We start from the raw sequence: 14,717 nt of genomic DNA, 5'->3' as shown, positions 1-14,717 counted from the left end.
ACACTTCGTTAGGGTTAACAATTGGTAAGGATGATTGCGGTTGCGTGATGCGGCTATCGGTTGGTCGAGGCGGTCATCGAGCGATAAAAGGACGGCGTCAGGCCTGCCTCGGCGCGGGCAATGTCGTTGAACGGTGCCTTCAATGGTCCGCGAAAATTGGCGCGCACCAGCGCCTGGAAGGTCACCGCGGGATCCTTCTTCTCGCGGGCGCAGAGGAAACGGAACCATTTGGCACCGACGGCAACATGGCCTTTCTCGTCTTCGTAGATCACATCCAGAACGGCGGCGCTCTCGACGTCGCCGGTTTCGCGCATCTTGGCCTGAAGGGCCGGCGTCACATCGAGACCGCGCGCTTCGAGAATGAGCGGCACCACGGCAAGGCGGGCCGTCAGGTCGTTGCGGGTATCGTGCGCCGCTTGCCAGAGCCCGTCATGGGCAGGCATGTCGCCATAGTCTGCACCGAGATCGTTCAGCCGCTGCCGGACCAGCCGGAAGTGCTTGGCCTCCTCGAAGGCGACGCGCATCCAGCCGTCAAAGAAGGAATTGGGCACCGGCTCGGTCGCAAAGCGGGCGACGATATCGAGGGCCAGGTCGACGGCGTTCAACTCGATATGGGCGATCGAGTGCAGCAAGGCGATGCGGCCCTTGAGGGAACCGAGCGACCGCCGCTTCACCTGCGTCGGCGGTGTCAGTACGGGCTTGTCCGGCCGCCCGGGGCGAACCGGAACGGGTCGGTCGAGCGGCGAGCGCAGCGACAGCGTGCGGCGCTGCCAGCGCCGTGCCGTTTCTTGCGCAAGCGCCGTCTTGACCTCGAGGTCGGCGGCGCGAATCGCTTCGACTGCGCCGCCCCGCAGGCTGTGAAACACGGGCAATTCGGTCATGGGTTTCCTCAGAGGGCCTTTGCGGCGGCCAGGACCTCCTGGGCGTGACCGTCGACTTTCACCTTTTCCCATACCCTGACGACGACGCCGTCGGCGCCGATCAGGAAGGTGCTGCGTTCGACGCCCATGTACTTGCGGCCGTACATCATTTTCTCAACCCAGACGCCGTAGGCAGTCACCACCGCCTTTTCCTCGTCGGCAGCGAGCGTCACTGTGAGGTTGTGCTTCTTGGCGAAGCGATCGTGCTTTTTCACCGAATCGGGGGAGAGGCCGATCAGCGTTATGCCGGCTGCGGCAAACTCTTCGGCAAGTTCGGAGAACGAGATCGCCTCCAGCGTGCAGGCCTGCGTATCGTCCTTCGGATAGAAAAACAGCACGACGGGGCGGCCGCGAAAGGCGGAAAGCGAGATCGTGCCGCCGCCATCGCGCGGCAGCGTGAAGTCGGGAGCGACATCTCCGGGAGCGGGTCTTGCCATGATTAAACCTTCCTTCTGCCAAGTTTTGCAGACAATCGAACGCTACTGCATGTGGCCCTTGATCGTTGCCGATCAATGCGAAATCTGCGGCAACTCAAAGTTCTACAGCGACTTCTGCGCGCCTCTTAAGGCACGCCGCGCTGTAGGGCATATCGAAATTCGTCGACTGCCGTCCAGCGCATTTGTGCTAGATTCGACAGGTTTCGGACGGCGTCAGCCGCTACGAAACGTTGCAGTCGCTCGCCCGCGCGATTCCCGTTGAGGGTGGTGGCTTTCCACAGCATGGTCCCGCGTCTCATGGTGACTCTGCACGACGACATGTGGTCTACAGGAAACGAGAACCAGCCGTCCGCAACGATTGAAAAGAAGGCGCGGCGAAAAAGCTCGTATCGAACGGAGGACGTCCGCGCTGATGAGTGAGATCCGCGGCGAAAAAGTCGGCTTTCGCAAGAAAGACATCGTCGCGCTGCATGCGTTGCCTTCGGCGCAGGCTCACGATCCCATGATCGTGCACGCACCACGCAAGCGCGCCCTGCTGCGTCTCTGTGCCAAAATTGCCCTGTCCATATCCCTGCTCGCCCTCATCATAGGGGCGATCCTCGTGACCGTGATCGAAAGCGGCATGATGGACAGCACGCTGAACGCGCGTGCCCGGACGGCCCTCAATGCTGCGCTCGGAGACGCCTACCGCGCCGACGTCGGCAGCACGGTCGTGCGCGTGACGGCAAGCGGCGCGATTGCGCTCAAGGCCCGCGAGGTGGCGCTCAGCGAAGCGGCATCCGGCCAACCCGTCGCGAAGCTTCGCTCGATCTCGATCGCACTCGACCCATTGGCGCTGATGACCGGCCGCATCGCCGTCTCCAGCCTTGAAGCGGAAGGCGGCGATTTCGATACCGGGCTCCTTCCTCGGGGCGAGCCGCTCGATCTCACCAAGATCCGTATCGCCGATGTCGGCGATGCGCTCGAGGCCCTGTTCTCCCATGTCGACCGCATGTCGCAGATGGCGGCCGGGCGGGGCAGCCAGACCGTAACACTCTCCGACTTCAGTTTTTCCGTCGTCGGCGCCCGCAACCGCGTCGTTCCGGTCGTCGCCTCCGCACTCGAATTCAACCGGGATGCCAGCGGTTCGATGAGCGTCAAGGGCAGCGCCACCGTCGATGGTGTCGAGGTCGATATCACCGCCGACGCGCTTGGCCAGAGAGGGCACGTGACCGGCTTTGATGCGGCGATCACCAATCTGCCTCTCGCGCCGTTCTTCTACCACGGCAAGTCGGGTGCGGAGCAGGCCTTTGGCATCGACGCGACGGCAGGGCTGACGTTGAACGCGACGCGGGCAGTCGGGGAGGCGAAGCCGGATCTGCGCGTGGCAGTGCGCACCTCCAAGGGCACCTTCCATGCCGGCGGCCTCGTCTCGACGCTCAATCCGTCGCAAATGGACATCGCCTATGATTTCGGGCGCTCCGCGGTCGAGATCCTGCCATCGGTCGTCAAGATCGGCCGCTCGACCTTTCCGTTCACCGGCGCGGTCATCGACCTCGACAAACTTGCCGGCGCCACGGACAATGGCTTCGCGATCGATCTCCTCCTGAAGAACGCAAGCTCGGCCCCGGAAGACGTCACCGATCAGCCGCTGACCTTCGATGCCAAGGCAAGCGGCCGGTTCACCGCAGACACCCACCGGTTGATCTTTGATCAGCTCGCCGTGTCGAGCCCGCTTGGCTCGATGTATGGCTCGCTTTCGGTCGCCTTCGGCAAGACCTCGCCGCAGATCAGCTTTGCCGCCGTCAGCGACCGCATGGAGGCGACGGCCGTCAAGCAGTTGTGGCCGTGGTGGATCGCCAAGGGCGCTCGCCGTTGGGCGATCGGCAACCTCTTCGGCGGCATAGTCACCAATGCGCGCATCGAAGTGTCAGTTGCCGAAGGCCGGATTGCCAACAACGAAGGGGAGTTGAAGCTCAACGAACAGGAGCTCAACATCAACTTCGAGATCGACGACACCCGCATCAACATAACCGGCGAGATACCGCCGCTGCGCGACACCTCCGGCAAGTTCAAGCTGAGCGGCCAGCGCATGACGGTTGAGATCGGGCAGGGCACCGCCTATTTCCCGTCGGGACGGTCCGTGGCGCTCAACGGCGGCGACTTCATCCTCCCCGATGTCTACACCAAGCCGCTGATGGCGGAGATGAAGATCGAGGTTGGAGGTGCTGCGGATGCGATTGCCGAACTCGTCACCTACAAACCGATCCAGGCACTGCAAAAGACGTCGCTGCTGCCGGAGGACTTCAGCGGTCCTCTCACCGCGCTTGTCGGTGCGCGCTTCGGCCTGATCTCGGACCAGCGCCCGCCCAAGCCGCTGTGGCAGGTGGAGATGCAACTGGACAAGGTCAGCGTCAACAGGGCGTTCTATGGCCGGCCGGTATCCGACCTCGTCGGAACGTTCCGGGTCGACAATCAGCAGGCCGTGCTCGATGCCGACGCGCAACTGGAGGGCGCCAAGGTCAGCATTGCGTTGACGGAACCGGTCGATAGCGATTCGAAGGTCAAGCGCTCGCGTGAGATTTCAGGCACCTTGGACCAGGGTGTCTGGCAGAAGCTGGCGCCGGGCCTGTCGAAGATCGTCTCCGGACCGATCAGTGCCGACGTGACGATTGGCGATCAGGATCGGGTAGAGGCGAAGATCGGGCTCGCAAAGGCCGCTCTGTCCTTGCCGTGGATCGGCTGGAGCAAAGGAGCCGGCATTCCGGCGGAGGCGCGTTTCACGGCGAGCAAGTCTAATGACACCGTCGTCATCTCCGATTTTGCCGTCGCCGGAGACGGTTTCGGTGCACGGGGTGATCTGCAGGTGGACGGTGGCGGACTGGTCTCCGCCCGCCTCGACAACGTCCGACTGGCCCAGGGCGACGACTTCAAGGTTTCGGTCGACCGCGGCAAGGGGGGCTATACGGCCACGCTCAGCGGCGCCGCTGCAGACATCAGGCCGATCCTCGCGCAGATGAAGGCGGGAAGCGACCAGAGCCAGGGCGGCGGCGACGACATCACCATCAAGGCACAGCTCGATCGCGTCACTGGCTTCAACGGCGAATCCCTGTCGAATGTGAACCTGGTCTATGCCGAACGCGGCAGCCAGATCGAGGACGTCAATCTTTCGGCTGTCACCGGCAGCGGTCAGGCACTTGTCGCCCGGATTGCCAAGGCCGGCGCCGATAATACGCTTGAGCTGACCACAGGCGACGCCGGCGCGCTGGCACGCTTTGCCGATATCTACCAGAACATGCGCGGCGGCCTGCTCAATCTCAAACTGCGCGATCGTGGCGGGCGTTCCTGGCGCGGGAGCGTCGACATCCGCAAGTTCCAGCTCGTCGGCGAACAACGCCTGCAATCGATGGTGTCGACGCCAACAGGCGCCGACGGGCGAAGCCTCAACCAGGCCGTCCGCCGCGACATCGACGTGAGCTCGGCCCGCTTCGAGCGCGGTTTCGCCCAGCTCGCGCTCGACCGCGGCGCGATCCGCGTCGATGGCGGCGTGTTGCGCGGCACCGACGTCGGCGCGACCTTCCAGGGGACGGTGCGCGATAACAACGGCATCATGGATATGACCGGCACCTTCATGCCGGCCTATGGCTTGAACCGTATCTTTGGCGAACTGCCGCTGATCGGCGTTCTGCTCGGCAATGGCCGCGACCGCGGCCTGCTCGGCATCACTTTCAAGCTCAACGGTCCCTTCAATCAGCCGAAGTTGACGGTCAATCCCCTGTCGATCATCGCGCCGGGCGTCTTCCGCAGCATCTTCGAGTTCCAATGAAAAAGGCCGGCGTGGTGGCCGGCCTCAGTCATCTATTCGTTGTGGCTCGGCTCAAGCCGGGCGCACGAGGATGTGCTTCTTCTTGCCGAGCGACAGCTTGACGACATTATCGGCGGTGACGTCACCGGTGCCGATCAGACGACGCTCGTCGCTGACCGCCTCGTCGTTGATCCTGACGGCACCGCCTTGCACGTGGCGACGGGCTTCGCCGTTGGAGGCGGCGAGGCCGGCGCGCACGATCAGCGTCAAAAGCCCGAGGCCGGCTTCGAGCTCGGCGGTCGGGATTTCGACCGAAGGCAGGTTGTCGGCGAGCGCGCCTTCCTCGAAGGTCTTGCGCGCGGTTTCCGCCGCCTGCTCGGCGGCCGATCGGCCGTGCAGCATGGCGGTGATTTCCGTCGCCAGGATCTTCTTGACCTCGTTGATCTCCGATCCGCCGAGCTTTGACAACCGCTCGATCTCCGCCATCGGCAGCGTCGTATAGAGCTTCAGGAAGCGGGTGACGTCGGCGTCCTCGGTGTTGCGCCAGTACTGCCAGAAGTCATAGGCCGACAGCATATCCGGGTTGAGCCAGATCGCGCCGTTGACCGACTTGCCCATCTTGGCGCCCGACGCCGTCGTCAAAAGCGGCGAGGTCAGCGCGTAAAGCTGCGGCGTGCCCATGCGGTGGCCGAGGTCGATGCCGTTGATGATGTTGCCCCACTGGTCCGATCCGCCCATCTGCAGGCGGCAGCCGGTGCGCTTGTGCAGTTCCACGAAGTCGTAGGCCTGCAGGATCATGTAGTTGAACTCAAGGAACGACAGCGATTGCTCGCGATCGAGCCGCGTCTTGACGCTGTCGAAGGACAGCATGCGGTTGACCGAGAAGTGACGGCCGACGTCGCGCAGGAACTCGAGGTAGTTGATGCCGAGCAGCCAGTCGGCGTTGTTGATCATCAACGCGTCCTTGGGGCCGTCGCCATAGGTGAGATAGTTGGAGAAGACCGTCTTGATGCTGGCGATATTGGCTTCGATCGTCGCCGGCGTCATCAGTTGGCGCGCCTCGTCCTTGAAGGACGGATCGCCCACCATGCCGGTGCCGCCGCCCATCAGCGAGATCGGCTGATGGCCGGTCGCCTGCATCCAGTGCAGCATCATGATCTGAATGAGACCGCCGGCATGCAGGCTCGGTGCGGTCGGGTCGAAGCCGATATAGGCCGTCACGATTTCCTTCCGGAACAGTTCATCCAGGCCAGACTCGTCGGAGATCTGGTGGATGAAACCACGCTCGCTGAGGGTGTGAAGGAAATCGGACTTGAAACCGGACATGATCTGTCTCTCTTGCGGGGAAGTTTTTGAACGAACGGGCGTTTAGCACTGTTTCCGCGCATAATCACTTCAAAAGTGATTCTGGAAATGTTGACGGCATGACACGGACAAGAACGGCAATCGGCCTGATGAGCGGCACGAGCATGGACGGCATCGACGTCGCCATGCTGAGGACCGACGGCGAAGACATCGTCGAGCGCGGCCCCTCCGCCGGCTTTGCCTATGACGCCCGCTTTCGCGACCGGCTGAAGCAGGGACTGGTCGACGCAAAGACGATCACGCAACGGGATCAAAGGCCCGGCGCGCTGTCGCAGCTTGAGCGCGACCTGACGCTGCGGCATGCCGAAGCAGTCAAAGCCTTCCTGCAGCAAAACGACCTGTCGCCGACGGCTATCGACGTGATCGGCTTCCACGGGCAGACCGTGCTGCACCGTCCCGACGAAGCCCTGACGGTACAGATCGGCGACGGCCCGCTGCTTGCCGGCGAAACGGCTATTGACGTCGTCTACGACATGCGCGCCAACGACATGGTGCATGGCGGGCAGGGCGCGCCGCTGATCCCCGCCTATCACGCCGCTCTGGCGCGGGGTGCAGCCGGTCTCGCGGCGCCGGTCGTCTTCGTCAATATCGGCGGCATTTCCAACCTGACCTTCATCGGCGCGGGCGAAACGCTCGTTGCCTATGACAGCGGCCCGGGCAACGCGCTGATCGATCAATGGGTCGAGGCACATGCCGGCATTCCCTTTGACCAGGGCGGCATGATCGCCAGCGAGGGCGCCGTTCTTCCCGATCTCGCGGAGCGCTACCTCGCCAATCCCTTTTTCACCGCGAAGCAGCGCCGGTCGCTCGACCGAAACGATTTTGCGCCGCCGACGGGAAGCGACGCCGGTCTTGCCGACGGCGCCCGCACGCTTGCCCATGTGACCGCAGCGGCGATCCTCAAGTCGGCCGTACACCTGCCGCAGCGGCCATCGACCTACATCATCTGCGGCGGCGGCCGCCTCAATCCGGTGATCATGCGCGACCTCGCGGCGCTCGCCAAGGAAGAGGGTGCAGCGGTGCTGCCGGCGGAGGACGCCGGCTTTAACGGCGATTCCATGGAGGCCGAGGCCTGGGCCTATCTCGCCGTAAGATCGCTGCAGGGCTTGCCGCTGACCTATCCGGGAACGACCGGGGTCCGGCGGCCTGTCACGGGCGGAAAACAAGCCGCCAGACCTGCTCGCTGATAGGCCCGAAACGGTATATGCTATCCACCGAATGGATTAATCAATTCTTCGCATCGGCCAATTAGGATCGGCCTCCGCGACCACCGGAGGTGGCGAAAGGCGGCTAGCCGCAGGACGAAGGTTTCGGGTTCTTCGATGGGTGGTGCGATCTCTCTGCTGGCTGTGAACTTTATCATTGCGCAGATTTTCACGGTCGCATTCCTCACCATTGCCGTAAAGAGCCGACAGCGCCGCGCGGCGCTGTGGTGCGCGGCCGGTTTTACCGTCGCGTCGCTTGCTGCCGTTTGCGAAGCGATCGTTCCCTTCTCGTCGACACCGCGGCTCTTTGCCATCGGCGCCTTCGCCTGCGTGCTCGGCGGCTTCTGTCTCCTGCGGTTTGGCCTCGGCCTCTTCTATCAGGTTCCGGTGCGTTGGCCGGTGCTTGCCGCGTGTTTCGTCGTGGGCGTTGCGCTCGACATGGAGATCTACGATTTGCCGCGCGGCACCTGGCAGCACGCCATCCCTTACCAGATGCCTTTCTTCCTGATCCAGGTGTGGACCGCGTCCGTGGTGCTGCGCTCGGGGCGACGCTCGTTCTCCGACTGGCTGCTTTTCGGTCTTCTGGCGCTCTGCTCGCTCTATTATCTCGTGAAAATCTATGCCGCCGTTGCGGCCGGCTCGGGCGTCACCGCCCAGGACTACGTCTCGAGCCCATTCGCGCTCATTTCCCAGGCACTCGGCGCGATGCTGATCGTCGGGGCAGGGCTTGCCATGCTCGGCGTGATGGTGAAGGACATCGTTGACGATGTGCAGGCCCGTTCGGAAATCGACCTGCTTTCGGGGCTCTACAATCGCCGTGGCTTCATGGATCGCGTCATGCCGCTCTTGCATGCGCGTGCGACCCAGACGCCGGGCACGCTTATCCTCGCCGACCTCGATCGCTTCAAGTTGGTCAACGACACCTATGGCCACCTCGCCGGCGACGAGGTGATCCGTCGTTTTGCGCGGGTGCTGATGGACGTCATGCCGAACCGTGCCGTGGCAGGCCGCCTTGGCGGTGAGGAATTCGCGGTGTTTCTGCCCTGCACGGACTTGTCAGAAGCGCGCGTCGTCGCGCACGGCATGCGCGCTGCCATCATGTCCCAGCAAATCGCCGGCCTGCCGGAAGCAGCGCGCGTGACGGCGAGCTTCGGCGTCACCGCCGTCGGCAGCGGCGAGGCCTTGGATCCCGTCATGCAGCGCGCCGACATGGCGCTCTACTCGGCCAAGGCAAACGGGCGCAATCGGGTCGAATGCACGGAGACGCCGACCACGGTCGTCAATCCGACCGTGCCGCAGTGGGTCGGTCGCCCCTAGGGGCCGCGGGCTCAAGCATAGATTGGACTGGCGTCCGCAAGCGCGCCGGATGTCTTGCCGATACCCTTCGCCTGCAGAAAGCGAAGAATGTCCAGAGTGAACTGGTCAGGATCCTGCAAGAGGGAGAAGTGACTGACTTCCGGTTGGATCAGCAAACCGGAGTTCGGAATGTTGTCGGCGATGAACAGTGTATCCGTTCGCTTGATGACTTCCTCGTGATCGCCATCCACGACCCAGACGGGAACCCGGATTCCCTGGAGATCGCGGTCCGTCATGTTTGGCTGTGAGGTCCACATCTTCAGCATCTGATCATAGAAGGCAGCGTATCCGCCGGGAGTGCGGGACAACCGCTCGTACTCGACGCGGGCCCGGGCCTCGTATGCGTTGAACATGGCGCTATTGGTTAGATCGAAGGTTCCGGACGGGTTGCTGTTTGCCCCGAAGGCGAATACGCCGCTGACCCGCTCGGGATGCAGCATCGCCAGCTTGAGGCCGGTAATGGCACCGTCGCTCCAGCCGACAATGGCACTTCTGGGTATGTTCAGCTGTTCCATCACCCCGACGACGTCGGAAACCATGAGGTCGTAACCGACAAGGTTGTCCCAGGTGCTGCGGCCGTGGCCGCGGCTGTCGAGAACGATGACTTGGTAGAACTTGGCGAGTTCAGGAACCTGGCGCCCCCAATAGTCGGAATTGGCCAGGCCTCCATGCAACATGATGATGGGCTCGCCTGTGCCGTAGACCGAGTACCAGATTTCCGCACCCGATACCGGTACGAACCCGTTCTGCGTGGCCGCTGGAAGCGCCGGAGTGTCCGGAAGGGTCTGCCATTTCGGTTCGCCAAATGAAACGCCCAACATTCCCGTCATCGCGATCCCCCAAAAAAGCGCCTGGCGTGACGCGCACGCCAGCACGGACAAACGGATCAACTCCAAATAACCCTGCCGTCCTTTAAACAGCTCAGACTTGCACCATACGCCGTTTGCGCGGCTCTGAAATCACCCCACCGGGTGAAGGACGACCGGACTTCGGAGTTAAATGAGGGTAACAGCGACGCGGCGCAGCGCTCAAACGTACGCAAAGCTCGCCGCAAACGAAAAGAGCCGTGCGGTCCGAAGAACGCACGGCTCTACTGCTCAATCTACCAAACGGTCAGCGAATGCGCTTGGCGGCCGGCTCCGGCGTCAGTTCGCCGTTCAGGCGACGGTCGAGATAGTCCTCGCATTCGCCCATCAGTCCGTCGACCTGACCATTGAAGAAGTGGTTGGCGCCGGGCACCGTGCGGTGGGTGATGAGAATGCCCTTCTGCGCCTTCAGCTTCTCGACGAGACCGTTCACGTCCTTCTCCGGCGCGACCTTGTCGGAATCTCCGTTGATGATCAGGCCGGAGGACGGGCAGGGCGCCAGGAACGAAAAGTCGTAGATGTTCGGCTGCGGTGCCACGGCCATGAAGCCTTCGATCTCCGGACGGCGCATCAGGAGCTGCATGCCGATCCAGGCGCCGAAGGAATAGCCGGCAACCCAGCAGCTCTTGGAATCCGGATGCAGGCTCTGCACCCAATCGAGCGCGGACGCCGCATCCGACAGTTCGCCGGCGCCGTGGTCGAACTCACCCTGGCTGCGACCGATGCCACGGAAATTGAAACGGAGCGTGGTGAAGCCGCGCTTCTGGAACATATAGAAGAGCTGGTAGACGATCTGATTGTTCATCGTGCCGCCGAACTGCGGATGCGGGTGCAGGATGATGGCGATCGGGGCGCTCTTCTGCTTCGAAGGCTGATAACGGCCTTCGAGGCGGCCGGCGGGTCCGTTGAAAATGATTTCGGGCATTGGCTCTCCGGGAGTGTTCCTGGTTCGAATCTTGGGTTCAGATCGCGATCAGTCTTGACGAAAGCAGTCAGCTTTTCTAAAACCTAGTTTAGAACCGTTCAAAACTTCTGTGCGGGCATTCCGCCTTGTGCTTCGTCTCTTAAGGCAAGCGACGCGGAAAATTCAAGGAAAATGCATCGCCAGAGGTTGCCGGCTTGCGGCCTGTTGGTCTAGCGAAGGAAATCATGTCGGGTTCGCGCATCTACATGGACTGGAATGCCACGGCGCCGCTTCTGAGCGAAGCGCGCGAGGCCTGCCTGTTCGCGATCGACCTCGTCGGCAACCCTTCTTCCGTCCACGGCGAGGGCCGTGCGCTGCGCACGCTCATCGAAAATGCCCGCCGCGATGTGGCCGCCCTTTGCGGTGCGAAAGCTGCCAGCGTCATCTTTACCAGCGGGGCGACGGAAGCGGCCAATCTGGTGCTGACGCCCGATTTCCGCATGGGCCGCACACCGCTCAAGATCAGCCGGCTATACGCGTCGGCGATCGAACACCCTGCGATACGCGAAGGCGGACGCTTTGCGCGCGAAGCCGTTTGCGAAATCCCCGTGACCTCGGCGGGTGTCGTCGATCTTCAGGTGCTTCGCGAACTGCTCGCAGCGCATGACCGTGAACTTGGCTTGCCGATGGTCGCCGTCATGCTGGTCAACAACGAGACCGGCATCATTCAGCCAATTGCCGAGATTGCCGAAATCGTTCGCGCCAAAGGTGGTATACTTGTCGTCGACGCGGTGCAGGCCGCGGGCCGGCTGCCGCTGGCGATCGAAGAGCTGAACGCCGATTTTCTCATTCTCTCCTCGCACAAGATCGGTGGCCCGAAAGGCGCAGGCGCGCTGGTGGCGCGCGGCGAGGTGTTGATGCCCGCACCGCTGATCCGCGGCGGCGGGCAGGAGAAGGGGCATCGTTCCGGGACTGAAAATCCTGTGGCGATTGCCGGCTTTGCCGCCGCCGCCAGAAAGGTCGGCGAAGGCGTTGGCCAGCGGATGAGCGCCGTTGGAGCGTTGCGCGACAAGCTCGAAGGCGAGATGCTGAAAGCGGCAACGGATGTGGTCATACACGGCCGCGACGTTTCGCGCGTTGGCAACACGACATTCTTCACGCTCCCTGGCCTGAAAGCCGAGACGGGACAGATCGCCTTCGATCTCGAAGGCGTCGCGCTTTCGGCCGGATCGGCCTGTTCGTCCGGCAAGGTGGGACAGAGTCACGTGCTGACGGCGATGGGCTACGATCCGCGCCAGGGTGCACTGCGGATCTCGATCGGCGAGGCGACGACCGCGGCTGACATCGAACGTTGCGCCGCGGCCTTTGCAAAGGTAGCAGCACGACGCCGGGCACCGGGGCAGGCCGCCTGACGCGGACGACGGGACGAAATTGCGGAAAAGCAATTTTCCGCTTGGCAAACAGGGTGAAAAGCGCCTTTTAGCCATTACATAAGCGGTGCGCTCAGTCGCATCGTGTTGACAAGCTACCGGACCTTGGATCCGGAAAGATTGGAGAACGACATGCCTGCCGTGCAGGAGACCATTGATCAGGTCCGTCAGATCGACGTCGACCAGTACAAATACGGCTTCGAAACGACCATCGAAGTCGAGAAGGCCCCGAAGGGCCTGTCGGAAGACATCATCCGCTTCATTTCGGCCAAAAAGAACGAGCCGGAATGGATGCTCGAGTGGCGCCTTGGCGCCTATCGCCGCTGGCTGACACTCGAGGAGCCGACCTGGGCCCGCGTCAGCTATCCGAAGATCGACTTCAACGACATCTACTACTACGCAGCGCCGAAGGGCCTCACCGGTCCGACGTCGCTCGACGAGGTCGACCCCGAAATTCTCAAGGTCTACGAGAAGCTCGGCATTCCGCTGAAGGAACAGGAAATCCTCGCCGGCGTGCAGAAGTCGAGGATCGCCGTCGATGCCGTGTTCGACAGCGTCTCGGTCGTCACCACCTTCAAGGAAGAGCTGAAGAAGGCCGGCGTGATCTTCATGTCGATCTCCGAGGCGATCCGCGAACATCCCGAGCTGGTGCAGAAGTATCTCGGCTCCGTCGTTCCGACGACCGACAACTACTATGCGACGCTGAACTCCGCGGTCTTCACCGACGGTTCCTTCGTCTACGTGCCGAAGGGCGTTCGTTGCCCGATGGAGCTTTCCACCTATTTCCGCATCAACGAGAAGAACACCGGCCAGTTCGAGCGTACGCTGATCATCGCCGAGGAGGGCGCCTACGTGTCCTATCTCGAAGGCTGCACGGCGCCGCAGCGCGACGAGAACCAGCTTCACGCTGCCGTCGTCGAGCTCGTCGCCCTCGATGAGGCAGAGATCAAGTACTCGACGGTGCAGAACTGGTATCCGGGCGACAAGGAAGGCAAGGGCGGCATCTACAACTTCGTCACCAAGCGTGGCGATTGCCGTGGCAAGAACTCCAAGATCTCCTGGACGCAGGTCGAAACCGGTTCGGCGATCACCTGGAAGTATCCATCCTGCATCCTGCGCGGCGACGGTTCGCGCGGCGAGTTCTATTCGATCGCGGTCTCGAACGGCCACCAGCAGATCGACTCGGGCACCAAGATGATCCACCTCGGCAAGAACACGTCGAGCCGCATCGTCTCCAAGGGCATCGCTGCCGGCGTTTCGGAAAACACCTATCGCGGCCAGGTCTCGGCCCACCGCAAGGCCGAGAACGCCCGCAACTTCACCCAGTGCGATTCGCTTTTGATCGGCGACAAGTGCGGCGCGCACACCGTGCCCTATATCGAGGCGAAGAACTCGACGGCGCAGTTCGAGCATGAAGCCACGACGTCCAAGATCTCCGAGGACCAGCTGTTCTACTGCCTGCAGCGCGGCATCCCGACCGAAGCGGCGATCGCGCTGATCGTCAACGGCTTCGTCAAGGAAGTCATCCAGGAACTGCCGATGGAATTCGCCGTCGAAGCGCAGAAGCTGATTGGCATCTCGCTGGAAGGTTCCGTCGGCTAAGGCCCTGAACTGAATATTGAATGGCGCGCACGTCGTGTTTGCGCGCGAACAAACGTTCGTTTCCCAAGAGGACGATAGAAATGCTTGAAATCAAGAACCTGCATGCCCGCATCGCCGAAGATGGCACCGAAATCATCCGTGGCCTGAACCTCACGGTGAAGGCAGGCGAAGTTGCTGCCATCATGGGCCCGAACGGCTCCGGCAAGTCGACGCTCTCCTACATCCTCTCGGGCCGTGAAGACTACGAAGTCACCGAAGGCGACATCCTCTACAACGGCGAGAGCATCCTGGAGCTCGACGCTTCCGAGCGTGCGGCCAAGGGCATCTTCCTCGCCTTCCAGTATCCGGTCGAAATCCCCGGCGTCGCCACGATGCAGTTCCTGAAGGTGGCAATGAACGAGCAGCGCAAGTATCGCGGCGAAGACGAACTGACGACGCCGGAATTCATGCGCCGCGTCAAGGAAGCTGCAGCCGAGCTGAAGATCGCTCCGGAAATGCTGCGTCGCCCGCTGAACGTCGGCTTCTCCGGCGGTGAGAAGAAGCGCGCCGAAATCCTGCAGATGTCGCTGCTCCAGCCGAAGCTGTGCGTGCTCGACGAGACAGACTCGGGCCTCGACATCGACGCGCTGAAGATCGTTGCAGACGGCGTCAACGCGCTGCGCTCGCCGAACCGCGCCGTCGTCGTCATCACCCACTACCAGCGCCTGCTCGATTATATCGTTCCGGACACGGTGCACGTCCTCTACAAGGGCCAAGTGATCAAGTCGGGCGACAAGATGCTGGCGCACGAACTCGAAGCCAACGGCTACGCCGACATCATCGATGCCGCGGCTTGACGCCTGTTGAAG

Annotated in this window: 11 protein-coding genes; 6 read left to right on the top strand and 5 right to left on the bottom strand. The window is 62.5% G+C overall.

Annotated elements, in window-relative coordinates; all coding sequences use genetic code 11:
- Nucleotides 1-53 precede the first annotated feature (53 nt).
- Entirely contained in the window at nucleotides 54-881 is an 828-nt protein-coding gene (locus tag IB265_RS07400) for a ferritin-like domain-containing protein (protein ID WP_058324144.1), read from the bottom strand.
- Between the two features lie 8 nt (nucleotides 882-889).
- Nucleotides 890-1,357 (bottom strand): peroxiredoxin, encoded by a 468-nt coding sequence (locus IB265_RS07395; protein WP_058328241.1) that lies wholly within the window; start codon nucleotides 1,355-1,357, stop codon nucleotides 890-892.
- A 412-nt stretch (nucleotides 1,358-1,769) separates the two neighbouring features.
- Here IB265_RS07395 and IB265_RS07390 point away from each other — a divergent pair, with 412 nt between their 5' ends.
- On the top strand, nucleotides 1,770-5,162 hold the full coding sequence (locus IB265_RS07390; RefSeq protein ID WP_192494699.1) for a DUF3971 domain-containing protein: 3,393 nt from the start codon (nucleotides 1,770-1,772) through the stop codon (nucleotides 5,160-5,162).
- A 51-nt stretch (nucleotides 5,163-5,213) separates the two neighbouring features.
- Here the strand turns inward: IB265_RS07390 and tyrS are convergent, their stop codons facing one another.
- Nucleotides 5,214-6,467, bottom strand: coding sequence for a tyrosine--tRNA ligase (gene tyrS, locus IB265_RS07385; protein WP_093233047.1), 1,254 nt, complete (start codon nucleotides 6,465-6,467; stop codon nucleotides 5,214-5,216).
- A 98-nt stretch (nucleotides 6,468-6,565) separates the two neighbouring features.
- Here tyrS and IB265_RS07380 point away from each other — a divergent pair, with 98 nt between their 5' ends.
- Together IB265_RS07380 and IB265_RS07375 are read left to right on the top strand one after the other, a co-directional pair.
- Complete coding sequence (locus IB265_RS07380; protein WP_058328238.1) at nucleotides 6,566-7,693, top strand: anhydro-N-acetylmuramic acid kinase; 1,128 nt, start codon at nucleotides 6,566-6,568, stop codon at nucleotides 7,691-7,693.
- 135 nt (nucleotides 7,694-7,828) lie between these two features.
- A complete protein-coding gene (locus IB265_RS07375; RefSeq protein WP_058328237.1) occupies nucleotides 7,829-9,028 on the top strand; it encodes a diguanylate cyclase in 1,200 nt (399 codons plus the stop codon).
- Between the two features lie 11 nt (nucleotides 9,029-9,039).
- Here the strand turns inward: IB265_RS07375 and IB265_RS07370 are convergent, their stop codons facing one another.
- Both IB265_RS07370 and IB265_RS07365 read right to left on the bottom strand, forming a co-directional pair.
- Nucleotides 9,040-9,942 (bottom strand): alpha/beta hydrolase, encoded by a 903-nt coding sequence (locus IB265_RS07370; RefSeq protein ID WP_309140316.1) that lies wholly within the window; start codon nucleotides 9,940-9,942, stop codon nucleotides 9,040-9,042.
- Between the two features lie 238 nt (nucleotides 9,943-10,180).
- Entirely contained in the window at nucleotides 10,181-10,858 is a 678-nt protein-coding gene (locus tag IB265_RS07365) for an alpha/beta hydrolase (RefSeq protein WP_057250211.1), read from the bottom strand.
- A gap of 224 nt (nucleotides 10,859-11,082) precedes the next feature.
- Here IB265_RS07365 and IB265_RS07360 point away from each other — a divergent pair, with 224 nt between their 5' ends.
- From IB265_RS07360 to sufC, 3 genes are all read left to right on the top strand, one after another.
- On the top strand, nucleotides 11,083-12,249 hold the full coding sequence (locus tag IB265_RS07360) for a cysteine desulfurase family protein (protein WP_192494698.1): 1,167 nt from the start codon (nucleotides 11,083-11,085) through the stop codon (nucleotides 12,247-12,249).
- A gap of 150 nt (nucleotides 12,250-12,399) precedes the next feature.
- Nucleotides 12,400-13,869 (top strand): Fe-S cluster assembly protein SufB, encoded by a 1,470-nt coding sequence (sufB, locus tag IB265_RS07355; protein ID WP_058328235.1) that lies wholly within the window; start codon nucleotides 12,400-12,402, stop codon nucleotides 13,867-13,869.
- An 80-nt stretch (nucleotides 13,870-13,949) separates the two neighbouring features.
- A complete protein-coding gene (gene sufC / locus IB265_RS07350) occupies nucleotides 13,950-14,705 on the top strand; it encodes a Fe-S cluster assembly ATPase SufC (RefSeq protein ID WP_192494697.1) in 756 nt (251 codons plus the stop codon).
- Nucleotides 14,706-14,717: the final 12 nt, after the last annotated feature.

Source organism: Ensifer sp. ENS10, from assembly GCF_014852025.1.
Taxonomy (GTDB): Bacteria; Pseudomonadota; Alphaproteobacteria; order Rhizobiales; family Rhizobiaceae; genus Ensifer.
This window is presented reverse-complemented; position numbering and strand designations above follow the sequence as displayed.

Excerpts from the sequence above, each read along its gene's own strand:
- IB265_RS07390 (WP_192494699.1), top strand. The coding sequence starts at position 1,770 with ATGAGTGAGATCCGCGGCGAAAAAGTCGGCTTTCGCAAGAAAGACATC.
- sufB (WP_058328235.1), top strand. The coding sequence starts at position 12,400 with ATGCCTGCCGTGCAGGAGACCATTGATCAGGTCCGTCAGATCGACGTC.
- IB265_RS07400 (WP_058324144.1), bottom strand. The coding sequence starts at position 881 with ATGACCGAATTGCCCGTGTTTCACAGCCTGCGGGGCGGCGCAGTCGAA.
- IB265_RS07395 (WP_058328241.1), bottom strand. The coding sequence starts at position 1,357 with ATGGCAAGACCCGCTCCCGGAGATGTCGCTCCCGACTTCACGCTGCCG.
- IB265_RS07380 (WP_058328238.1), top strand. The coding sequence starts at position 6,566 with ATGACACGGACAAGAACGGCAATCGGCCTGATGAGCGGCACGAGCATG.
- tyrS (WP_093233047.1), bottom strand. The coding sequence starts at position 6,467 with ATGTCCGGTTTCAAGTCCGATTTCCTTCACACCCTCAGCGAGCGTGGT.
- sufC (WP_192494697.1), top strand. The coding sequence starts at position 13,950 with ATGCTTGAAATCAAGAACCTGCATGCCCGCATCGCCGAAGATGGCACC.
- IB265_RS07360 (WP_192494698.1), top strand. The coding sequence starts at position 11,083 with ATGTCGGGTTCGCGCATCTACATGGACTGGAATGCCACGGCGCCGCTT.
- IB265_RS07375 (WP_058328237.1), top strand. The coding sequence starts at position 7,829 with ATGGGTGGTGCGATCTCTCTGCTGGCTGTGAACTTTATCATTGCGCAG.
- IB265_RS07365 (WP_057250211.1), bottom strand. The coding sequence starts at position 10,858 with ATGCCCGAAATCATTTTCAACGGACCCGCCGGCCGCCTCGAAGGCCGT.